Origin of the sequence: Bacteroides sp. NGMCC 1.200775, assembly GCF_040798045.1 — a bacterium.
Taxonomy (GTDB): Bacteria; Bacteroidota; Bacteroidia; order Bacteroidales; family Bacteroidaceae; genus Bacteroides; species Bacteroides hominis.
In genome coordinates, this window is sequence record NZ_JASCQK010000008.1 from 157,795 (window position 1) to 180,153 (window position 22,359).

Consider the following 22,359-nt stretch of genomic DNA (forward strand, 5'->3'; position numbering starts at 1 on the left):
GACAGCACTCCTGTATGGTTTGAGCTTTGGCAAAGGATGGTGGCAGGCAACGATCGACGGCTTGCATTGCAGCAATCGTAAACGTATGAGAAAAGTAATAAAATAACTTATTAAAATATTGAATAATATGAGAACAAAATCTGTTTTACTAACGCTTTTAGCAATCTTATTTATGAATTTACACGCAGCGGCACAAGATCCCATAAAGCAGGGGCACAATGGTAAACGAATTTTAGTTGCCTACTTTTCGGCAACCGGTACTACGGCGGAAGCTGCAAAGAAACTGGCTCGGGTTACGGGTGGTGAACTGTATGCCATCACTCCTGCAAAACCTTATACGAATGCCGATCTTGACTGGCATAACAAACAATCGCGCAGCTCGGTGGAGATGAACGATCTGAAATCACGTCCGGTCCTTAAGAATAAAAAAGAAAACATAGCCGATTATGAAGTGATCTTTATCGGCTATCCCATCTGGTGGAATCTTGCACCTCGTGTTGTGAACACTTTCATTGAAAGTCATGATCTTAAAAATAAGATCATCATACCTTTTGCCACTTCGGGGGGAAGCAGTATTACAGGTAGTGAGACAGCATTGAAAAATGACTATCACAATTTGAAATGGAAAGAAGGAAGATTACTTAATCGTGCCAATGAAAAATCCATTCGTGAGTGGGTCGATAAGTTAGGGTACTGACTATCTGGAACCAAAAACAATGATAACGTATTTATTTATCGGTAGCATTGGCTTGTAGAGAGCGATGCTGGTCGTACTTGCCATACTGCATACGGATGACGCTTGCGAAGATTACCCCTCACGTTACAATCCTGTTTGACGTGAGGGTGATCTTTTTAAGTTAAAAAAATGTCTTATTCTGCGACTATACACAAATCTTTTGTTATTTTTGTTTGTTACACAACGAAAAAAGTATATAAGTGTATGGGCGAGCATATATGTTTCAGAAGAAATGAAAGACTGGCAACGGTAAACCCGCATTGGCGGGGTAATCCTGTGGTGAGAGGAAAGTTTGTCAATCGCCAGCATCGTTTTCGTCCCGGGATGGGAAGTGTCTTGAAATGGCGCCTTTCTCCCAATCCGCAGCGGAAAGAGAAGAAGAGTGTGAAGTGGAATCCCCGGATGAGTTATCTGCGTTCATTGGAAGGGGTGGTCGGTAATTCGCTGATATGGCTGGGGCATAACTCCTTCTTCCTTCAATTGGCAGGAAAACGTGTCATGTTCGATCCTGTTTTTGGAGATATCCCTTTTGTCAAACGTCAGAGTGATTTTCCGGCAAACCCCGATATTTTTACCGATATAGATTACCTGCTTATCAGTCACGACCATTTCGACCATTTGGATAAGCAAAGTGTAGCCCGGCTGGTGAAGAACAATCCCCGGATGAAACTTTTCTGTGGGTTGGGTACCGGTGAATTGATAAAGAGTTGGTTTCCGGAGCTTGAGGTAACGGAGGCCGGATGGTACCAACAGATAGAAGATGACAGGTTGAAGATTACTTTTCTTCCTGCCCAGCATTGGAGCAAGCGTTCGGTGCGTGACGGAGGACGAAGGCTGTGGGGAGCGTTTATGGTACAGGGTGACGGCATCTCCATCTATTACAGTGGCGATACCGGATATTCCAGGCATTTCCGTGAGATACCCGAGCTATTCGGGACACCCGATTATGCTTTGGTGGGTATCGGTGCTTATAAGCCGCGTTGGTTTATGCAGCCCAATCACATTTCACCTTACGATGCACTGACAGCGTCCACCGATATGAAAGTAGCTCTTACCATCCCGATGCATTATGGTACGTTCGACTTGTCGGACGAACCTCTGCATGACCCTCCGCAGGTTTTTGCTGCCGAAGCAAAGAAACGTAGGATAGACGTGTATATTCCGGTACTTGGAGAGATTGTCAAGTTGAAGCGGATGTAAGCTTTCCGAAGGAGTAAACGGACACTCTGTTCTGCTAAAATAAAGGCTCTGTTCCGTCGGAACAGAGCCTTTATTTTAGCAGAACAGAGCCTTTATTTGGAATCTGTAGTGTTTGGTTTCAACCATTTGTCCAGCCATTCGAAGAAAGTGCGTTGCCACAACACACCGTTTTGCGGTTTCAACACCCAGTGGTTCTCGTCTGGATAAATAAGCAGTTCAGCCGGTACGCCACGCATTACGGCAGCGTCGAACGCAGCCATGGCCTGATTGGCAAGGATACGGTAATCCTTCTCACCGTGGATGCAAAGAATCGGGGTATCCCATTTTTCGACGAACAAGTGCGGAGAGTTCGCAAAAGTGCGCTGGGCAACCGGATTCTGCTTTTCCCAGTATGCGCCTCCCATATCCCAATTGGCAAACCATTTCTCTTCTGTCTCCAGGTATTGCATCTCCATGTTGAAGATACCATCGTGGGCAATGAAGGCTTTGAAACGTTTGTCGTGATGTCCTGCCAGCCAGTAGACGGAGAATCCTCCGAAGCTGGCACCCACACAGCCCAGGTGGTCTTTGTCAACGAAAGGTTCTTTTGCCATTTCGTCGATTGCCGTGAAATAATCCTTCATGCATTGGCCACCGTAATCTCCGCTGATAGCTTCGTTCCATTCCACTCCGAAACCGGGAAGTCCGCGGCGGTTCGGTGCTACAACGATATAGCCGTTGGCAGCCATAATCTGCATGTTCCAGCGATAACTCCAGAATTGGCTTACCGGGCTCTGTGGACCGCCTTCGCAGAAGAGCAGTGTCGGATATTTCTTATTCGGATCGAACTGGGGCGGATAGATGACCCATGTCAGCATTTCTTTACCATCTGTCGTTTTCATCCAGCGTCCTTCAACTTTGCCCATCTCTATCTGATCGTAGATCTGCTTGTTCTCTTGAGTCAGTTGTGTCGTCTGCCCATCCAGGGAAACGGCATAAATTTCATCGCCCATGCTCATAGAGTGACGTTTGGCAATCAGTTTATCACCGAAGAGGGCAACGCCTTCATAGTCGTACATACCCGAAGTGACAGGACGTACAGAATCATTGGTCAGATCGAGTGAGTAGATTTGAGTTTCACCGTGCCATACACCGGTGAAATAGATCGTCTTGGCATCCTGGCTCCATACGAATGCATCTACATTCGAATCGAACGCTTTGCTGGCAAAACGTTTTTCTCCGGTTTCCAGATTCATGATGAAGAGACGGTTCTGGTCTGCTTCGTAACCATCACGCTCCATACTTTGCCAGGCGATGCTCTTTCCATCCGGAGAATATTGCGGATTAGTATCATAACCCATCATACCTTCGGTGATATTTATTGTTTTCTTGGTATTGAGGTCGTATACATAGATATCCGAGTTGGTAGAAATGGCATAAGCCAGTCCCGTTTTCTTTCGACAGGTATAAGCCACTTTATCCGAGGTCGTGTTCCATGCCAGTTGTTCGATACCTCCCCATGGTTTCATCGGACTTTCGTAAGGCTCACCTTCCAGCACGTCTACGATGTTGGTTACCGACTTGCCATCGAAATCGGCGATAAAGGGGTGGGGGGCAGTTGTCACCCATTCATCCCAATGTTTGTACATCAGGTCGGTGATGATGATGCCGGTTGCTTTGTCCAGGTCAGGATATTTGTCAGCCGTGCTTTTAACAGTCTTTACTTGGGCGATGAACAGTATCTTCTTGCCGTCCGGCGAGATGGAATATCCTTCGATATCCCCGTCATAATTGGAAATCTGTTTGCGTCCGCTACCGTCGGGGTTCATTTCGTACAGTTGGCTGCTGCCGTTGTCGTTGCTCAGGAAAAGCAGTTTGCTTCCGTCCGTTGCCCAAGTCACTTCATTTTCCTGAAAAGGAGTGTGAGTGATTTGCCGGTTGTCGGTTCCGTCTGCGTTCATCACAAAAACTTCCCGGTTGCTTTTGTTTTCGGGTACACTGTAGTAAGCCACTGTATAGGCTATCTGCTTTCCATCGGGCGATACAGAGAGTCCGCCGATACGTCCCATTGCCCAGAGTGCTTCGGGAGTCATCCGCTTCCCCTCGATTTTGATATCGGATTTTCCGATCAGCGCCTGGTCCGTTTTGCCTGCATCCTTGGTTCCGCCACAGGATGCTAACATCATTGTTGCCGACATAATAAATAGGTTTACTTGTCTCATAAGTTTTTAATAATTGATTATTTGAGTTGCGAAGATAAGCAAAAATCAGGTCAAATCTGCTTTTTTTGCCAGTTTCCTTTCTTTATATAGATGTACGACAGAGTCAGGATACAGATTCCGTATAAATGCTCTGTAGTCCAGCAGAAGGCTACGTCTACTCTCAAATAGAGGATGACATACGTGATATAAGCCAGATAGACAGCCAGCACGCAGAGTTCTAATCCCAGTGCCGTACGTGTATTGCCCGTTCCGGATACCGCCTGGAAATAAACATTGGCCGGGACCAATATCAGATAGGCGGAACATAATACCCATAACGAGGGGATGGAAGCCTCTTTCAGATCCGGTATATCTGTATAGATACTTAACACCAGATCGGGGAAGAGGGCGAAGAACAGTACCAGAGGTAATACAAAAACATAGCCGATGCGTACATGCTGCCGGATAGTTCCGGGTACGCTTTTAATCTCTCCTGCGCCTATCAGGTTGCTCACCAGTGAACCGCATGTGGTGGCAAATGCCATCGCAACCATAAACGGAATACCCGATACGTTGCGGATAATGTTCGTAATAGCCAGTGCGCGTTCGCCCAGATGTTCCACAAAAAGGAAGAACATGAACCAGGTGGATAGTGAGAAGAAATTTTGGATCATAGTCCAAAAAGATACGTTTAATATTCGTTTTAATGTTTCCGGTTGGAAACTGGGAAGCTGGTTCAGTGCATACTTCTTACAGTCTATCCGCTTCCAGGTATAGACGATGAAAAAGATGACCGATACCATTTCGGCCAGTGACGACCCGATAGCAGCTCCGGCAATACCTAATGCGGGGAAGCCGAACTTACCGAATATCAGGATATAGTTGAATACTACGTTGGACAATACCATTACGATTGAATTCAATGTCAGGGTCTTGGTCTGTGTGGTACCTACAAAAAATGCCCGGAACATCACGCCGACGAAAGAGAAAAAGAAACCAAAAACTCTCCAGTTGATGTAGCTGATGGACGCGTCATAAATGTGCTGCGAACTGATAACCAGTTTCAGCAAATGAGGAGAGAAGCATAAAGAAAGGGTAAATGCCACTATTGCCAATGCCAGCAAAAAATAGACCCCCTGATAGAATATCGGTCCGATGGTGCGGTATTGTTGCTCGCCGTTTCGCCGGGCTATCAGGATTTGTGCTCCGATGCTGAATCCGAACGCCATCATGAAAATGGCCAGATAATATACGCCTGCGATGGCCGAGGCTCCCAGTTCGATTTCGCCTACCCGTCCCAGGAAGGCAGTGTCTGTCATACCTATTAATTGTTCCATGATCAGGCTGATCAGGATAGGGTAGGCTATGAGCCATATCTCTTTGTATGTGTATTTGGTAGTCATGTTTTTATATATTCTATAAAGGGGAAAAAAAGCCGGACAAACATATACTGCTTGCCCGGCTCTTCGGTCTTTAAGCTAATTTTTATTTCTTATCGCTTATTCTGCTTATTAGCCCGTTCTTTTGCCATCTGTTCCTGCTGTTTCTGCATGGCTTCCAAACGTGCGGCAAATCCGGTCTTCTTCATTTGCTTCGGATCTTTTTTCTTTGCTTCCAGATCGGCGAGCAACTTGTCTTCGTCAGTTGTCCGGCGCAGTATGATCATGGTTACCACACTGATCAAAGTCGAAATGAAGTAGTAATAGTTCAATCCCGAAGGATAGTCGTTCAAAACGAAGAGGAACATAATCGGCATCAGATACATCATCCACTTCATTGCTGCCATTTGCGGCTGGGCACCTGTATCCTGCTGCTGCATCGTGTACTTCGTGTTCAGGATATTGGTAATGGTCATCAGCAGGCAGAACAAGCTGAGGTGATTACCCAAGAACGGAATATGGAACGGGAAAGTGATGAATGCGTCGTAGGTCGATAAGTCGTCCGCCCAAAGGAAACTCTGCTGGCGGAGTTCGATAGCGCTCGGCACAAACATGAACAATGCCATCAGGATAGGGAATTGAACAAGCATCGGCAAACAGCCGCCCATCGGGCTTACACCGTATTGACTGTATAGTCCCATTACCTCTTGCTGTTTCTTCATCGCATCTTCCTGCTTGGGATATTTCTTATTGATCTCGTCAATTTTTGGTTTCAGTACACGCATCTTGGCCGATGACATATAAGTCTTCCAGGTTGCCGGAAAAACCACAACTTTCACCATAATTGTCAATAGCAACAGTACGACACCCATGCCTAATCCCCAACCTGACAACCAGTCGAACACGTTGATGGTGATCCATTTGTTGATCCATCGAATCAACGGCCAACCCAGATATACCAGGTTGTTGAGTTCCCATTTCTCTTCACGTCCCTTGTCCAATGCGGTCAGTGTTTTATAGTGGTTCGGGCCGAAGTAGAAATACATGTCGGTCGGTTGCTTACCGGTAGGATCGAAGAACGTACTCATTTCAGCCGAGTAGTCTTTGATGTAGCCACTTCCCTGTTTCTCCATTTTCGATCTGACCGTAGTCTTTTCGAAATCCTGTTCTGCAATGAATACAGAAGAGAAGAACTGGTTTTTGAAAGCAATCCAGTCCAGACGCTCCGGTACTGACTTTTCATCGTCTTTACTTGCCGAAAGGTTGTCCACATCATCACCTGTATATTTGTAGGTGAGGTCTGCCAAACGGTTCTCGTAAGTATATCCTTTCTCGATCTGGCGGGCACGTTGTGACCACGAGATGTCCACATAGTTTGTAGTAGCAGCCAATTTGCCTTCCATACCTGTTGCTTTAATCACAAAGCTCATCAGATAATTATCCGGTTTCAGTGTATAAATAAAGTCGATATAGCTGGCACTGTCGGCGGCCAGACGCATCGTAACACTGCTGTCTGTTTTATTGACTGCTTCGAAATAGAAGTCTTTCGTCTGGAGGGCACCCTTCTTATTGTAGAAGTTGAAGTTCATGGAAGCATCGCTGCCGTTGAACAACACAACCGGTTTCTTATCTTGTCCCATGTAGTTTTTCAACAGGGCAGAGTAAACGCGGCCGCCTTTGTTATCCAGAGTGATTTCTACCAAATTGTTCTGGATAGTAGTAAACGCCTCTTTACCTTGGGTAGCATTGAAGAAGAGAGATGCCGAATCGGCGGCTGTTTCCTCTTTTTCATTAGCCAGTGCAGCTTCGGTTTTGGCTTTCAGTGCTTCTTCTTGCTGCTGTACCACGGCTATAGAGTCATAATACCGCTTCTGGGCGGCTATTTGCTCCTCGCTGGGACGGCTCAGAAAACTGAATCCTACCAGTAATATACCTATTAAAACGAGGCCTGTGATGGTGTTTTTATCCATTCTCTTGTTTTAGTGATTAATGATTAATAATCTATACGATAGTGATTTTACTTATCGATTGCAGCCTTAATGAACGATACGAACAACGGATGCGGGTGTAGCACCGTACTGCTGTATTCCGGATGGAACTGCGTTCCGATGTACCATTTCAATGTAGGGATCTCTACAATCTCTACCAGGTCCGATTCCGGATTGATACCTACACATTTCATGCCGGCCTCTTCGAATTGCTTGCGATAGTCGTTGTTGAATTCGTAACGGTGGCGATGACGCTCCTGAATGTGTTCTTGTTTATAAGCTTCGTATACTTTAGAGTCTTTTTTCAAGACGCATTCGTAAGCACCCAGACGCATTGTACCTCCCATATTGGTGATGGCCTTCTGCTCTTCCATGATGTCGATAACGTTATGTTTGGTCTTTTCGTCCATTTCAATAGAATTGGCATCGGCATAACCTAGTACGTTGCGGGCAAATTCGATGGCCATGCATTGCATACCCAGGCAGATACCAAAAGTCGGAATGTTATGTTCGCGGGTGTACTTGGCAGCTACGAACTTACCTTCGATACCACGTGAACCGAATCCCGGACAGATAACTACTCCGTCTACATGTCCCAGCTGTTCGTCCACATTGTCCGGAGTGAGGTGTTCGGATGATACATATTCTATTTTAACTTTACGGTCATTATAAGTGGCAGCCTGTGACAGTGATTCCAGGATAGACTTATACGCATCCTGCAGTTCAACGTATTTACCTACCATTGCAATAGTCACCGTTTCGGTAGCATTGGCACGACGGTTCAAGAAGTCTTTCCAAGGTCCCAACGGCGGACGTTCGCCCACAGGTAAGCCCATTTTCTGAAGTATGGTTTCGTCCAAGCCTTGTTCCTGCATCAACAGGGGTACTTCATATATAGTTGAAGCATCGATTGACTGAACGACCGCATTCTCGGCAACATTACAGAACAATGCCACTTTCTTACGCAGGTTGGCGTTCAGGTCATGTTCGGTACGAAGCACCAGAATATCCGGTTGCACTCCGAGTGACTGCAATTCTTTTACAGAGTGTTGGGTCGGTTTGGTTTTCAGTTCTTGAGCGGCAGACAGGAAAGGCACATAAGTTAAATGCACGCACAACGCATTCTGTCCCAACTCCCATTTCAACTGACGGATACTTTCCAGATAAGGCAAGGACTCGATGTCACCTACCGTGCCTCCGATTTCTGTAATTACAAAGTCGAACTTATACTTGTTGCCCAGCAACTTGACGTTACGCTTGATTTCATCCGTGATGTGGGGAATGACTTGAATGGTTTTTCCCAGATAGTCTCCACGGCGTTCTTTATCAATGACGCTCTTATAGATACGGCCTGTCGTGATATTGTTGGCCTTTGTAGTCTGGATGCCCAGGAAACGTTCGTAGTGTCCTAAGTCAAGGTCGGCTTCATGGCCGTCTACAGTCACGTAGCATTCTCCGTGTTCATAAGGGTTCAATGTTCCCGGGTCAATGTTGATGTACGGGTCAAACTTTTGGATAGTTACTTTATAACCTCTTGCTTGCAGCAATTTACCGATGGAAGATGAAATGATACCTTTTCCTAAAGAAGAGGCAACACCACCGGTTACGAAAATATACTTTGTTTCTCCCACAGCTATAACTGTTTTAATAATTTGTTTCTAAATCGTTTGATTTGAATCTTAAAAACCGCAAAATTACAAAAAAATGGGGAAGAACGGATGCTTTCTACAAAACAAATTTATTAAAAAATGCAATTCCGGGTTCCGAAATGTTTGGACGACAAAAAGTTGTATGCCTCTAACGGATGAATGGGGCTTTATCCGTCTGGTAGCATAAGTAGCATAAACCTGTCTACAGGATAAATCCGTGTAGCTCATGCATGCCATACAAATTCCGGTAAAACAGATCGGTTGTTTCATCGATCCGTTTGATCGGTTATTCCTATTAAAAATGAGCGAATTTTATGTAATCTAAACTATTTAATGTAAATTTGCCCTCAAATTTGTTATAAAAATGAAGACTAGTCACATCTCAACATTAGCATTTGCAATCCTGTTTTCTTCGTCAGTGATGGCGCAGAAGACGATAAAACCGGTTTCCGAGACAGTGCAAAATGAAGTGAAAGCTGATACACTTTCCGAGGTGCTTCAGCAGTACCTTCTCCTGAAACTGAATCTGGATGGTCCGAAGCCCAAGATGGATACAGTGTCCATCTTATATAATAATTATATAGGAGAGTTGGAATACCTCAATGATCCTTCAGTACCTATGCGTTATGTGAAAACAGATCCGGATTACTACCGCCTGTTTGTTCCGCTAACTTATTATTATTCGCCTATTGCGGAATATTCTACTATGCGCTGGAAATTTAAAGAGCCTTTTACTGCACCTTCTCTTAATGAGCAGTTATCACCGTGTGACACTTTGCAGTTTACCAAAATCAAGAGATCGGCCCGGCTGGTAGATGCTGCTTTGATGGATTTATACCTGAACCATCCCAATTTGGTTGTTACTACCGAAGATCATATAATGAGCCGTAAATTGTATCATGGCAATAAAAAGATTGAAATTCCGAAGACGGAAGTGAAAAGCCTGTTCCGTGCAGATAAGGTAGAAGAGAATGTAGGTGAAGCAGAAATGGTAATTTCGAAACCTAACTGGTGGGTGACGGGAGGTAATGGTTCGCTTCAAATTACTCAGAACTATATATCGGACAACTGGTATAAAGGTGGTGAGAGTAACAATGCTGTAATGGCTAATTTACAGTTGTTTGCCAATTACAATGACCGTGAGAAAGTACAGTTTGAGAATCTGTTGGAGGCTAAATTGGGATTCAACTCTTCTCCATCGGATGAATATCATAAGTATTTGGTCAATACCGACCAGTTGCGCTTGTATTCCAAATTAGGTATCCAGGCTGCACATAATTGGTACTATACTATCACCGGTGAGTTTAAGACTCAGTTTGCCAAAGGTTATAAGGCTAACAGTGAAGAACTGGTTGCTGCTTTCCTTGCTCCTGCTGATGTGATTGTCAGTGTCGGTATGGATTATAAGCTGAAAAAGAAAAAATTCAACCTTTCCGTATTCATGTCTCCATTGACCTATAACCTTCGTTATATTGGTAACAAAAATGTGGACGAAACCAAGTTCGGACTGGATAAAGGTAAATGTTCAAAGAATGACTTTGGTGCACAGGTACAACCTACCATTTCATGGACCATTATTCCGTCCATTGTAGTCGATTCCCGTCTGAACTATCTGACTAACTATAAATGGGTACGCATTGAGTGGGAAAATACTTTCAATTTTGTATTGAACCGTTATCTTTCTACTAAGCTTTTTGTGCATGCACGCTTTGATGACAGTGCAAAGCCGACCACCGGTAGCAGTTATTTCCAGTTGAAAGAGTTGCTCAGTTTTGGTCTGAACTATAAATGGTAAAGGAATAGTTGACACAAAGATAAATATGGGGCCGACTGGAGTTTTCAGTCGGCTCTGTTGTTTCCGGTAGTGCAAATTTCATCGCTGTAATTAAAATGTTATACTTAAAGAAAGCGCCTTATGATTAAACAAGATTATCTGATACGAATGATTCAGGAAATCATTTCATTAATTGTTAATATGATTTTGAATAAAAAGAAGTTTCGTAAGGATGAATGGACAGAGTACGACTGTCTTACACGACAGATTTTAGGACTTCCTCAGGAGCAGTTGCAGAGTATGAATCCGGATGAACTGATTGACCATTATGAAGGAGATCCTAACCGGATGGGAAAGATAGAACTGGCTGCCATGACCCTGCTGAAGATTTCGGATGAGATGGAGTCTAATATTTTGCAAAAGTCTAAACTGCGCCAGGATGGGCTCACTTTACTGAAGTATGTTCAGAAAGAAAGCAGCACTTTTTCCATTCAACGGACAGATTTGATTCGGATGATTGAGATAAATGAATGTTTGAAGATGTAAAATAAGGAAATGAACAGAAAGTGATAAAAGAATCGGTTTCTGTTTCTAATTTATTTTAAAATATCGGAGGATGATAACAATTTAGCAGTAAAGCAGGCAAAAAGCCTGCTTTTTCTGTTTCTACTCCTGATTAATGGAGTAAAAAAATACTTCAAAAAGAACTCTTATTGCGCTATAAAAAACATTCAAATACTTCGTAGTTCTCAAACTTATGCTTAAATTTGCCGCAATTTGTAATGTGCAGTTTGCAAAATGACTAATATAATAACTCATCAAGGTATTGTGGAAAACATAAGTGGTTCTCAGGTTTCTGTGAGGATCATCCAAACATCGGCCTGCTCAACTTGCAGTGTCAAGGGACATTGCTCTTCGGCAGATAGCAAAGAGAAGGTAATTGAGATTACCGACACTTCATCTGTATGGAAGGTAGGTGACGAGGTGACAATTATTGGTGCTACTTCCATGGGTATGCAGGCTGTATTTCTGGCCTTTGTTATTCCTCTCTTTCTTTTAATTCTCGGCCTTTTCGTTTTCAAGACAGTTCTTCATAGTGAACTATATGGAGCGCTTGCTGCTTTAGCGGTGCTTGTTCCTTATTATTATATAATATGGCTGAACAGAACTCGGTTGAAACAAAAATTTTCTTTTACTATAAAACCAATAAATAACTAAAAATTATGAATTTGATTCTGATTGCAGTGATTTCTTTGGGAGCTATTGCGCTTGTACTGGCTGCGATATTGTATGTTGCTTCCAAGAAATTTGCCGTGTACGAAGACCCACGAATTGCCCAGGTATCCGAAGTGTTGCCTCAGGCTAACTGCGGTGGATGTGGTTATCCGGGTTGCAGCGGATTTGCTGATGCTTGCGTCAAAGCCGGTTCGCTGGAAGGTAAGTTTTGTCCGGTAGGCGGACAACCTGTGATGTCGCAGGTTGCTTCGATCCTCGGGCTGGACGCCGGAACTGCAGAACCGATGGTGGCAGTGGTTAGATGTAACGGAACCTGCACGAACCGTCCGCGTACAAATATGTATGACGGTGCAAAGAGTTGTGCTATTGCCGCTTCGCTTTATGGTGGAGAAACCGGCTGTAGCTATGGGTGTCTGGGATGTGGCGATTGTGTGGCTGCTTGCCAGTTTGATGCTATTCACATGAATCCCGAAACAGGACTTCCTGAAGTGGATGAAGAAAAGTGTACAGCCTGTGGCGCTTGCGTCAAAGCTTGTCCGAAAGCGATAATCGAACTTCGTGCTAAGGGCAAAAAATCCCGCCGCGTATATGTATCTTGTGTCAATAAAGACAAGGGGGCTGTTGCGCGTAAAGCTTGTACGGTAAGTTGCATCGGTTGTGGTAAGTGTGTCAAGACTTGTCCGTTTGAAGCAATCACACTTGAGAACAATCTTGCTTACATTGACTACAACAAATGTAAGTCTTGTCGTAAGTGTGTTGAAGTTTGTCCCCAGAACACTATCATCGAGTTGAATTTCCCTCCGCGCAAACCCAAAGAGGAAGCACCTGTTGCCGAAGCTGCTAAAACAGCTGAAGCTTAAGAAAACGAGTAATAAACAGATAAAATACAGAATTGTATGTTGAAGACATTTTCAATTGGTGGTGTTCATCCACACGAAAATAAACTGTCAGCACATCAACCCATTATTACGGCGGAAGTTCCGGCAAAAGCTGTAATACTTTTGGGGCAGCATATCGGTGCACCTGCTAAGCCTATTGTGGCAAAAGGTGATGTGGTGAAGGTGGGCACTAAAATAGCCGAAGCCAATGGCTTTGTTTCGGCTGCCATTCACTCTTCTGTCAGTGGCAAAGTCGCTAAGGTTGATTCAATCGTCGATGCGAGTGGTTATGCCAAACCTGCTATTTTTATAGATGTAGACGGGGACGAATGGGAAGAATCTATCGATCGCAGCCCTGAACTGGTGAAAGAGTGCGAATTGACTTCGGAAGAGATTGTGAAGAAGATAGCCGATGCCGGTATTGTTGGTTTGGGAGGAGCTTGTTTCCCCACTCAGGTTAAACTCTGTCCGCCTCCTTCATTTAAAGCAGAATGTGTTATTATGAACGCTGTAGAGTGTGAGCCTTATTTAACTGCCGATCATCAGTTAATGTTGGAGCATGCCGAAGAAGTAATGGTAGGAGTTTCCATTCTGATGAAAGCCGTAAAGGTAAATAAAGCGTTTATCGGTATTGAAAACAATAAACCCGATGCTATTGAGTTGATGACAAAAGTTGCATCCAGTTATGCCGGTATCGAGGTTGTACCTTTGAAGGTGAAATATCCGCAAGGAGGTGAGAAGCAGCTGATCGATGCTATAACCAAACGTCAGGTTGCGAGTGGTGCACTACCCATCTCTACAGGAGCGGTTGTTCAGAATGTAGGTACAGCATTTGCGGTATACCAGGCTGTGCAGAAAAATAAGCCTTTGTTTGAACGTGTGATTACGGTGACCGGTAAATCGGTTGCTAAACCTTCCAACTTCCTGGCACGTATCGGAACTCCGATGCAACAACTGATTGATGCCTGTGGCGGTTTGCCCGAAGACACCGGAAAGGTAATTGGCGGCGGCCCGATGATGGGTAAAGCATTGGTTAATATCGATGTTCCTACTGCCAAGGGAAGTTCCGGAATTTTGATTATGAACCGGAAAGAGGCTAAACGCGGAGAAATACAAAATTGCATCCGTTGTGCGAAGTGTGTAAGTGCTTGTCCGATGGGACTGGAACCGTATCTGCTTTCCGCTTTGGCCGAGAACACAGAATTTGAAAGAATGGAATCAGAAAGAATCATGGATTGTATCGAGTGCGGTTCTTGCCAGTTCACTTGTCCTGCCAATCGTCCGTTACTCGACTATTGTCGTTTGGGTAAAGGGAAAGTTGGTGCCATGATTCGTGCACGTCAAGCTAAAAAATAATAAGTATGGAAAATAAATTAATCGTATCATTATCGCCTCACGTTCATGGTGGAGACAGTGTACAGAAAAACATGTACGGTGTGTTGATCGCACTGATTCCTGCCTTCATCGTTTCGCTCATATATTTCGGACTGGGTGCGTTGATTGTCACAGCGACTTCTGTGATAGCCTGTCTGTTTTTTGAATGGGCAATCGGTAAGTTCTTGCTGAAGAAAGAAACCACTACTATTTGTGATGGGTCTGCTATCATCACGGGGGTGTTGCTGGCATTCAATCTTCCGTCGAACCTGCCTATTTGGATCATTATTTTAGGTGCTTTATTCGCTATTGGTGTCGGTAAGATGTCATTTGGCGGATTGGGAAATAATCCGTTTAACCCGGCATTGGCAGGACGTGTGTTTCTGTTGTTATCATTCCCTGTGCAAATGACTTCGTGGCCGGTGGTTGGTCAGTTGACTGCCTATACTGATGCTACTACCGCTGCTACTCCGTTAGCCTTGATGAAACAAGCCGTTCATGGTGATGCCTCAGCTTTTAGCCAACTTCCTGATGCCTGGAATTTGTTCATTGGCAATAATGGCGGATGTTTGGGCGAGGTGAGTGCAGCCGCTTTGATTTTGGGACTCCTCTATATGTTATGGAAGAGAATCATTACATGGCATATTCCGGTATCTATTCTGGCCACTGTATTTGTATTCTCAGGCATTATGTACCTGGCCAATCCGGAAGCTTATGCTTCTCCGGTAATCCAGTTGCTTTCGGGAGGTCTGATGCTGGGTGCCATTTTTATGGCGACTGATTATGTGACTTCTCCGATGAGTAAAAAAGGTATGCTGATTTATGGTGTTTGCATCGGTTTACTGACAGTTGTTATCCGTTTATTCGGTGCATATCCGGAAGGTATGTCATTTGCTATTCTGATTATGAATGCATTCACTCCGCTAATCAATACATATTGTAAACCAAAACGCTTTGGGGAGGTAGCGAAGAAGAAATGAAAAAGTTAGAATCATCATTGAAAAATATGTTGCTGGTACTCACGGGAGTAACAGCTATTTCGGTAGCTCTGCTGGCTTATGTGAATGAGTTGACCAAAGGGCCTATTGCAGAAGCAAATGCAAAAACACTGAATGAGGCTTTAAAAGAAGTCTTACCCGAATTCACGAATAATCCGGTTGCAGAGTGTGATACTATGTTTAGTGAGAAAGACGGTAAGAAGATTGTTGACTTTATTATTTATCCGGCTAAAAACGGAGATCAATGGGTCGGGACGGCGGTTGAAGCTAAATCGATGGGATTTGGCGGAGAACTGAAAGTACTGGTTGGTTTTGATGCCGAAGGCAAAATCTATAACTATTCATTGTTGTCACATGCCGAGACTCCCGGGCTTGGTTCAAAAGCGGCCGATTGGTTTAAGGAAGGCAATAAAGGTAGTATTAAAGGAATGAATCCGGGTGAGCAACCGTTAACGGTAAGTAAGGATGGTGGACAGGTAGATGCTATTACCGCTTCTACAATCACTTCACGCGCTTTCTTGAATGCCGTGAACGCTGCGTATGGTGCTTATAAAGGCAATGGCGATACTAACGGGACAACCGGTGCTTCTCAGAAAGCCGCTCCGGTACAGGAGTCTGAAACTGCGATTGTCGATTCAGTTGTTATTAAATAAGAAAGGAGTATAAAGATATGAACAACTTTAAAGTATTGATGAATGGGATTGTTAAAGAGAATCCGACATTTGTGCTCCTGCTTGGTATGTGTCCTACATTGGGTACGACTTCTTCGGCCATTAACGGTATGGGCATGGGACTTGCCACTATGTTTGTTTTGATTTGCTCTAATGTGGTGATCTCGTTGATAAAGAACTTGATTCCGGACATGGTACGCATTCCATCATTCATTGTGGTAATCGCGTCTTTTGTGACTTTGCTTCAGATGGTGATGCAGGCTTATGTCCCTGGATTGTATGCTACATTAGGGCTTTTTATTCCGTTGATTGTTGTGAACTGTATTGTATTGGGACGTGCAGAAGCATTTGCAGCTAAGAATAATGCTCTTTCGTCCATGTTCGACGGAATTGGTATGGGACTGGGCTTTACGATTGCTCTTACATTGTTGGGAGCTGTCCGCGAGTTTCTGGGTACAGGTAAGATATTCAACTTGTCAATCATCCCCGAAGAATATGGTATGCTTGTCTTTGTTCTTGCTCCGGGTGCGTTTATTGCATTAGGATATCTGATTGCGCTGATTAACAGCCTTAAGAAAGCAAATTAAAATAAACGATTATGGAATATATATTGATATTTATCTCGGCAATCTTTGTTAATAACATTGTGTTGTCGCAATTTCTGGGAATCTGTCCGTTTCTGGGTGTTTCCAAGAAAGTGGATACAGCGTTGGGTATGAGTGCAGCGGTGGCTTTTGTGCTTACCATTGCCACAATCGTAACGTTCCTGATCCAGAAGTTTGTGCTCGATGCTTTCGGATTGCAGTACTTGCAGACTATTACGTTTATTTTGGTCATTGCGGCACTGGTCCAGATGGTGGAAATTATTCTAAAAAAGGTTTCCCCTGCACTTTATCAGGCACTGGGCGTATTCCTTCCCTTAATTACGACAAACTGTTGTATTTTGGGTGTGGCTATTCTTGTTATCCAGAAAGATTATGATTTATTGACGGGAGTTGTCTATGCATTCTCTACTGCTATCGGTTTTGGTTTGGCCTTGGTGCTTTTTGCCGGACTCCGTGAGCAAATGAGCCTTGTGAAAATTCCCGAAGGTATGAAGGGAACTCCGATTGCTTTAATTACAGCCGGATTGCTGGCTATGGCATTTATGGGATTCTCCGGAGTGGTATAAATCCTGACGACAAACAACTGAAGGATGAGCGGCGGACAGGCTATCGTTAAGGTAGTTCTTCCGTCGCTTTTTCTGTTATTTTGTCTTAATGCACATTTCCATCATGAAATAATATTCGTTTTTTGTGCATTTATCTAAATTTATTTTGTTACATTTGCAAACACTTTACAAGAAAACCGAAAAAACTAACCATTATACACGTTATGAAAGAAAGAATTTTAGTAACAGGCGGAACCGGATATATCGGCTCTCATACTGTAGTAGAGCTGCAAAACAGTGGATACGAAGTAATCATCATTGATAACTTATCTAATTCAAATGCTGATGTAGTAGATAACATCGAGAAAGTATCAGGTATTCGTCCTGTTTTTGAGAAACTGGACTGTTTGGATTTTAACGGTTTGGATGCCGTGTTCAATAAATATAAAGGTATTAAGGCAATTATTCACTTTGCAGCCAGCAAGGCAGTAGGTGAATCTGTAGAAAAACCATTGCTGTACTACCGCAATAATCTGGTTTCTTTAATCAATCTGCTTGAGCTGATGCCAAAACATGGTGTAGAAGGTATTGTATTTTCTTCTTCATGTACTGTATATGGTGAACCGGATGAATTACCTGTAACAGAGAATGCTCCGATTAAGAAAGCTACTTCTCCCTATGGAAATACAAAACAGATTAACGAAGAGATTGTCAGGGATACTGTAACTTCAGGTGCTCCGATAAATGCTATTTTGTTGCGCTACTTTAATCCGATCGGTGCTCATCCAACAGCATTATTGGGAGAACTTCCTAATGGCGTACCACAAAATCTTGTTCCCTATTTAACCCAGACAGCTATCGGAATTCGTGAAAAACTGAGCGTGTTTGGTGATGATTATGATACACCCGATGGTTCATGTATCCGTGATTTTATTAATGTTGTAGATCTTGCCAAAGCACATGTGATTGCTATCGCACGTATTCTTGAAAAGAAACAAAAAGATAAAGTTGAGACTTTCAATATCGGTACAGGTCGTGGAGTTTCGGTTCTTGAACTGATCAACGGATTTGAGAAAGCTACAGGCGTAAAACTGAACTATCAGATTGTAGGGCGCCGTGCCGGTGATATAGAAAAAGTGTGGGCTAATCCTGATTATGCAAACAATGAATTAGGATGGAAGGCACAGGAAACTCTTGAAGATACACTGCGCTCTGCATGGGCTTGGCAGTTGAAACTTCGTGAAAGAGGTATCCAATAAATTAGAATATTGTTTTAATTAACATATAAGAAATGAACAAATGTTTTTATACATTTGTTTATAGGATGCAAATCGGCCTGATGCTGTTTATGTGTATGTGAATATCCATAATTGGTACTTATGCCTCCCCGGCATAGACAGGTAAGATTGCATAGTAGTTTTGTCGTGTTTTATTTTGTGTTTGTGTTGTGACAGTACTACGACGTGAGTCGTGGTACTGTTTTTTTATTATGAACTTTATTTGATTTATCTTCTTCCGCTTTGTCAGATTATTGTCTGAGAACAAAATGTGATTACACTTTTAAATCACTTTACCAATACTACTACCGGATTCGATTCTTCATTCAATTCTTTTAAGACACTTAGTTCTTTCTCTATTTTTATTTCAGGATGTTCCTCCAGCCAGCTAAGAATGTCGTCTGCCTGGACTAAAGAGGCATATTCTCCTTTTTCATTAAAGAAAGTAGGGTTGAAAGGCATAAGCTGAGTTAAGTCATCGATGAATTTATTATCAGCTAAAGCTATATGGGTTACCTTCGTCTTTTTATCATAAATTCCATTGTATAAAACAGGCTTTTCTGTGTATAGTCCTCTGATAAATTGGAAATAGAGTAATTTGTTATTCTCTATTGCATAGCTGACCAGGATACGGTCACTATTGTTTTCCGAAAGTGTTCGTTCTTCTGCCGGCCAATGATATTTGCCGGTATTGAATATCATGTGTTTTTCCAATTGATAATCTTTCAATGTATAAATGGTGTCAGTAAACAATTCCTTGAAACGGATTTCATTATTATTTTTCCAAAGTGCCGTATGATTAGGCACACAAATGCTCTGCTTTCCATTACTGTATTGTATGTGGATGATACCACCTAACAGTCCGAATCCTTTGCGTACGGAAATACTGCTAATATCGTCTACCTGTCCGGTACCTAATTCAGGTATAATATTAGGGATTGTATCTATGAAATTGCCTTTTTCAGAAAAGTATAATACCGAACTGGGACATTTCTGCCCCAAACCACCTACATAATGTCCTACGATAATAGAATCACAAAATATAAATCCGTTGAGTCCGGGACGATTTATTTGAATACTGCCGGTTGAGGTTTCCGGAGTGGGAATGGTGATGATTCCCGCAAATTCACCTTTTTGGTCATATTTTACCAGTTGATTAGGTTCACGGTTAAAATATAACAACTGGTTTTGTGGATTCAGATATCCATTAGTACTATTATAAGCCTCCGGATCATCTCCTCTATGTCCTACGGAGCAAATAAACTTTCCGGTTTGCTTATCAAACAACAAACATTGTTTCCCATTATGGATCATAATCTTATCATCCAAAAGTTTAACTTCCGGAAAATCTCCGATTAAACAAGAGTCTGTTGTTTCTAAAGGGATGTATTGGATTGTTTTTCCAAGATCAGATACTTTGAGCTCTGCCAGTTTTTCTATTCCTTCGGCAATATCTATCTGATTGATTTCCGAGGTTTGCTGTGTTCTATTGCAAGAAGGCAATAATAATAGGGCGAAAATGCCACATGGTACAATTTGTCTCTTCATGTTTTTATCATTTATTTTAGGTTATAAAATACCTGTTGTTCGTTATGAAGGACAAATAAACTAAATATTTTAGTGATTAAACTATTTGTTGTAGTTAAATAACCAAAATATTTAGTTTTTTGATTCTTGAAAAATCTATTTCATAAAGATGACTACCGGATTAGATTCCTCGTTGATCTCTTTTGCAAAAGCAAACTTGCCATTTGGTTTAATTTCCGGATGCTCTTCCATCCATTCTAAAACACTACTTGCCTGAATAAGATCTACATATTCATTATCAGCATTACATCTACGGGGATTCAGAGGCATGAAGTTATCAATATCGTTCATAAAACTCTGTCCTTTGCTCACTTGAGTCGTTTGAGTGTTTTTATTGTATATGCCGGTGTATACCTCATCTCTCTGCCTGAACTGGAATATGATGATTGAAGCACTTTCCATCACATGATCGATTTTAATTCTTTCATCATTTTTCTTTTTCTGGTATCTTTCTTCTACCGGATAATGATATTTTCCTGTATTGAAAACCAGATAAGGATGTGACTTATTTCCGGATAAGGTGTAGATTGTGTCCAGATAAGCTTCTTTAAAACGTACTTTTCCATCATGTTTCCATAATGTAGAAAGCATCCGTGGAGATTCAATGACCTCATCACTGTTAAAGTATGCTATTATCATGCCATAGATCCCCATGTTGCCGTAGAACTCTCGTGCTTTTTCATTCTTTAATATGTTTATTCGTATTGTATTTATGGCTACGGGTATAACTGGCAGTAGAGATGGGATACTGTCTAATATTTCCCCCTTTTTGTCAAGGAGGAGAAAAGGGGGCTTCTTTTCCGTTCCTTTTATTGGGAAAAGGTCGGATTGGTAACTGATGATTAATGAATCTGTGAAAACAAAGCAAGCAGGATTTCTTGGGCCTAAGCTTTTGGAAACCTTAACTTCGCCTAAATAATTACCTTTCAGATCGTAGCGCATTAAACTACCGTTCCACCCGACAAAATATAGTTCTTCTGCCACATCATCGATCCAGAAAGTCGCTTCACTATATCCTCCCGGATCGTTACCTACATGTCCGATAGAACGTATGAATTTGCCGTTGGTTTTATCGAAGACTAAGCATTGCTTGTTTGTGCTAACGATAATGTTGTTTTTATAAACTTGTATATCCGGATTGTTATTGATCAGACAACTGTCTGTGGTTTCTAATGCTATATAATTGATTTCCTTTAGAAAATCGGAGGCTTTAAGTTCCGTTGGATTTTTAATTTTTCCAACAATATCTATCTGTCTGGGCGCTTTCGTTTCTCTTAATGGAGAGGTACAAGAGGCTAATAAAAGCATAGCACATCCGTATGCCAATAAGTAGTTTTTCATTGTATTATAATTTATGATGGGGCTATTTCAATTTCGTTTGAAAACAGAATGCCTGGCCGAAATCTAAATCTGCTATTTCTTCTTCAGGGTTGAATAAACCGAAGACAGATGAACCGGAACCAGACATGGCAGCATATACGGCTCCTTTGCGGTAAAGTTCTTTTTTGATATCTTCGATTACAGGGTACTGTGGGAAGACACTTTCTTCAAAATCATTCAGCATGTTGTCTTTCCATTCGTTTACCGGACGTTTGATGATTTCTTTTAATGAATGTTCGGGATGGCGGGGCCTAATGAATGAAAAAGCTTCCCGCGTCGAGACAAAGATATCGGGTTTTACAAGTACTAACTGATACCCTTTCAGTGATAAATCGACAGGGGAAAAGACATTTCCGATACCTTCTGCGAAAGTTGGTTTGTTTTTTATAAAAAAAGCGCAGTCTGCTCCTAACATGGCAGCATATTCTTCCAGCTTCTCGTCTGTCAGATGCAGGTGAAATTTTTCATTTAGCAGCTTCAGCATGAAAGCAGCATCTGCAGAGCCACCTCCTAATCCGGCACCCGAAGGAATGTGTTTGTACAAGTATATATCTATCGGGGGTAATTGAAATTCCCGATCAAGTAAAAGATAAGCTTTTACTACCAGATTGTTTTCGGGTTCTCCACTGATTTCAAGACCGGATTGATGCAAAGCAAATTTCTGTTTAGAGTCATTCAATATTGTAATTTCCAGAGCATCTTCCAGAGGTACAGGATAGAACACTGTTTCCAGGTTATGGTATCCGTCCGGACGTTTTTCAGTAATGTTCAGCCCCAGGTTTATTTTGGCATTCGGAAATGTAATCATGTCTTTGGACTATTAATGATTCGTGGTTAATGATTAATGCTATCTAATGGACGCAAAGTTAAATAAATAATTCAGATTTGATAATGGAAAATTG

19 protein-coding genes are annotated in these 22,359 nt (G+C 42.5%); 12 read left to right on the top strand and 7 right to left on the bottom strand.

Going from position 1 to position 22,359, the window contains the following annotated elements:
• The first annotated feature begins 172 nt into the window (after positions 1 to 172).
• Positions 173 to 697: a flavodoxin gene (locus tag QK890_RS17955; RefSeq protein WP_250711304.1), complete on the top strand. Its 525-nt coding sequence runs from the start codon at positions 173 to 175 to the stop codon at positions 695 to 697.
• A 243-nt stretch (positions 698 to 940) separates the two neighbouring features.
• A complete protein-coding gene (locus QK890_RS17960) occupies positions 941 to 1,936 on the top strand; it encodes an MBL fold metallo-hydrolase (protein WP_250704754.1) in 996 nt (331 codons plus the stop codon).
• Between the two features lie 92 nt (positions 1,937 to 2,028).
• Here the strand turns inward: QK890_RS17960 and QK890_RS17965 are convergent, their stop codons facing one another.
• The 4 genes from QK890_RS17965 to QK890_RS17980 all read right to left on the bottom strand — a co-directional run bounded on the left by QK890_RS17965 (position 2,029) and on the right by QK890_RS17980 (position 9,114).
• The gene (locus tag QK890_RS17965) at positions 2,029 to 4,137 is read right to left on the bottom strand and encodes a S9 family peptidase (RefSeq protein ID WP_032536702.1); all 2,109 of its coding nucleotides are present in this window, start codon (positions 4,135 to 4,137) and stop codon (positions 2,029 to 2,031) included.
• A 50-nt stretch (positions 4,138 to 4,187) separates the two neighbouring features.
• Positions 4,188 to 5,519, bottom strand: a complete 1,332-nt coding sequence (locus QK890_RS17970; RefSeq protein ID WP_005778220.1) for an MATE family efflux transporter — start codon at positions 5,517 to 5,519, stop codon at positions 4,188 to 4,190.
• Between the two features lie 89 nt (positions 5,520 to 5,608).
• Positions 5,609 to 7,465 carry a membrane protein insertase YidC gene (yidC, locus tag QK890_RS17975; protein ID WP_005778218.1) on the bottom strand — a complete coding sequence of 619 codons (1,857 nt, stop codon included), beginning with the start codon at positions 7,463 to 7,465 and terminating at the stop codon, positions 5,609 to 5,611.
• A 47-nt stretch (positions 7,466 to 7,512) separates the two neighbouring features.
• Positions 7,513 to 9,114, bottom strand: a complete 1,602-nt coding sequence (locus tag QK890_RS17980) for a CTP synthase (RefSeq protein WP_005806541.1) — start codon at positions 9,112 to 9,114, stop codon at positions 7,513 to 7,515.
• A 382-nt stretch (positions 9,115 to 9,496) separates the two neighbouring features.
• Between QK890_RS17980 and QK890_RS17985 the strand changes: the two genes are divergently transcribed.
• From QK890_RS17985 to galE, 10 genes are all read left to right on the top strand, one after another.
• Positions 9,497 to 10,927 (top strand): DUF3078 domain-containing protein, encoded by a 1,431-nt coding sequence (locus QK890_RS17985; protein WP_032530673.1) that lies wholly within the window; start codon positions 9,497 to 9,499, stop codon positions 10,925 to 10,927.
• Positions 10,928 to 11,047: 120 nt separating this feature from the next.
• Positions 11,048 to 11,452: a hypothetical protein gene (locus tag QK890_RS17990; protein ID WP_005778212.1), complete on the top strand. Its 405-nt coding sequence runs from the start codon at positions 11,048 to 11,050 to the stop codon at positions 11,450 to 11,452.
• Positions 11,453 to 11,704: 252 nt separating this feature from the next.
• Positions 11,705 to 12,124, top strand: a complete 420-nt coding sequence (locus tag QK890_RS17995) for a SoxR reducing system RseC family protein (RefSeq protein ID WP_005778211.1) — start codon at positions 11,705 to 11,707, stop codon at positions 12,122 to 12,124.
• A 5-nt stretch (positions 12,125 to 12,129) separates the two neighbouring features.
• Positions 12,130 to 13,002 carry a Fe-S cluster domain-containing protein gene (locus QK890_RS18000; RefSeq protein WP_005778209.1) on the top strand — a complete coding sequence of 291 codons (873 nt, stop codon included), beginning with the start codon at positions 12,130 to 12,132 and terminating at the stop codon, positions 13,000 to 13,002.
• Between the two features lie 36 nt (positions 13,003 to 13,038).
• Entirely contained in the window at positions 13,039 to 14,376 is a 1,338-nt protein-coding gene (rsxC, locus tag QK890_RS18005; protein ID WP_367627492.1) for an electron transport complex subunit RsxC, read from the top strand.
• 5 nt (positions 14,377 to 14,381) lie between these two features.
• A complete protein-coding gene (locus tag QK890_RS18010; RefSeq protein WP_044300232.1) occupies positions 14,382 to 15,374 on the top strand; it encodes an RnfABCDGE type electron transport complex subunit D in 993 nt (330 codons plus the stop codon).
• A complete protein-coding gene (locus QK890_RS18015) occupies positions 15,371 to 16,045 on the top strand; it encodes an RnfABCDGE type electron transport complex subunit G (protein WP_005806529.1) in 675 nt (224 codons plus the stop codon). The genes QK890_RS18010 and QK890_RS18015 overlap by 4 nt, the downstream gene beginning before the upstream one ends.
• A gap of 17 nt (positions 16,046 to 16,062) precedes the next feature.
• Entirely contained in the window at positions 16,063 to 16,650 is a 588-nt protein-coding gene (rsxE, locus tag QK890_RS18020; RefSeq protein ID WP_005778200.1) for an RnfABCDGE type electron transport complex subunit E, read from the top strand.
• 11 nt (positions 16,651 to 16,661) lie between these two features.
• Entirely contained in the window at positions 16,662 to 17,234 is a 573-nt protein-coding gene (gene rsxA / locus QK890_RS18025; protein ID WP_005778198.1) for an electron transport complex subunit RsxA, read from the top strand.
• Between the two features lie 203 nt (positions 17,235 to 17,437).
• A complete protein-coding gene (galE, locus tag QK890_RS18030) occupies positions 17,438 to 18,472 on the top strand; it encodes a UDP-glucose 4-epimerase GalE (protein ID WP_005778195.1) in 1,035 nt (344 codons plus the stop codon).
• Positions 18,473 to 18,778: 306 nt separating this feature from the next.
• Here galE and QK890_RS18035 read toward each other — a convergent pair whose 3' ends face one another.
• The 3 genes from QK890_RS18035 to ispE all read right to left on the bottom strand — a co-directional run bounded on the left by QK890_RS18035 (position 18,779) and on the right by ispE (position 22,265).
• Positions 18,779 to 20,038 (bottom strand): DUF4934 domain-containing protein, encoded by a 1,260-nt coding sequence (locus tag QK890_RS18035; protein ID WP_250704750.1) that lies wholly within the window; start codon positions 20,036 to 20,038, stop codon positions 18,779 to 18,781.
• 135 nt (positions 20,039 to 20,173) lie between these two features.
• Complete coding sequence (locus tag QK890_RS18040; RefSeq protein ID WP_367627493.1) at positions 20,174 to 21,418, bottom strand: DUF4934 domain-containing protein; 1,245 nt, start codon at positions 21,416 to 21,418, stop codon at positions 20,174 to 20,176.
• A gap of 22 nt (positions 21,419 to 21,440) precedes the next feature.
• Positions 21,441 to 22,265, bottom strand: coding sequence for a 4-(cytidine 5'-diphospho)-2-C-methyl-D-erythritol kinase (gene ispE, locus QK890_RS18045; protein ID WP_032530668.1), 825 nt, complete (start codon positions 22,263 to 22,265; stop codon positions 21,441 to 21,443).
• Between the last annotated feature and the right edge of the window lie 94 nt (positions 22,266 to 22,359).

Coding starts and splice junctions, on each gene's coding strand:
- QK890_RS17955 (WP_250711304.1), top strand. CDS start 173: ATGAATTTACACGCAGCGGCACAAGATCCCATAAAGCAGGGGCACAAT.
- QK890_RS17960 (WP_250704754.1), top strand. CDS start 941: ATGGGCGAGCATATATGTTTCAGAAGAAATGAAAGACTGGCAACGGTA.
- QK890_RS17965 (WP_032536702.1), bottom strand. CDS start 4,137: ATGAGACAAGTAAACCTATTTATTATGTCGGCAACAATGATGTTAGCA.
- QK890_RS17970 (WP_005778220.1), bottom strand. CDS start 5,519: ATGACTACCAAATACACATACAAAGAGATATGGCTCATAGCCTACCCT.
- yidC (WP_005778218.1), bottom strand. CDS start 7,465: ATGGATAAAAACACCATCACAGGCCTCGTTTTAATAGGTATATTACTG.
- QK890_RS17985 (WP_032530673.1), top strand. CDS start 9,497: ATGAAGACTAGTCACATCTCAACATTAGCATTTGCAATCCTGTTTTCT.
- QK890_RS17990 (WP_005778212.1), top strand. CDS start 11,048: ATGATTAAACAAGATTATCTGATACGAATGATTCAGGAAATCATTTCA.
- QK890_RS17995 (WP_005778211.1), top strand. CDS start 11,705: ATGACTAATATAATAACTCATCAAGGTATTGTGGAAAACATAAGTGGT.
- QK890_RS18000 (WP_005778209.1), top strand. CDS start 12,130: ATGAATTTGATTCTGATTGCAGTGATTTCTTTGGGAGCTATTGCGCTT.
- rsxC (WP_367627492.1), top strand. CDS start 13,039: ATGTTGAAGACATTTTCAATTGGTGGTGTTCATCCACACGAAAATAAA.
- QK890_RS18010 (WP_044300232.1), top strand. CDS start 14,382: ATGGAAAATAAATTAATCGTATCATTATCGCCTCACGTTCATGGTGGA.
- QK890_RS18015 (WP_005806529.1), top strand. CDS start 15,371: ATGAAAAAGTTAGAATCATCATTGAAAAATATGTTGCTGGTACTCACG.
- rsxE (WP_005778200.1), top strand. CDS start 16,063: ATGAACAACTTTAAAGTATTGATGAATGGGATTGTTAAAGAGAATCCG.
- rsxA (WP_005778198.1), top strand. CDS start 16,662: ATGGAATATATATTGATATTTATCTCGGCAATCTTTGTTAATAACATT.
- galE (WP_005778195.1), top strand. CDS start 17,438: ATGAAAGAAAGAATTTTAGTAACAGGCGGAACCGGATATATCGGCTCT.
- QK890_RS18035 (WP_250704750.1), bottom strand. CDS start 20,038: ATGAAGAGACAAATTGTACCATGTGGCATTTTCGCCCTATTATTATTG.
- QK890_RS18040 (WP_367627493.1), bottom strand. CDS start 21,418: ATGAAAAACTACTTATTGGCATACGGATGTGCTATGCTTTTATTAGCC.
- ispE (WP_032530668.1), bottom strand. CDS start 22,265: ATGATTACATTTCCGAATGCCAAAATAAACCTGGGGCTGAACATTACT.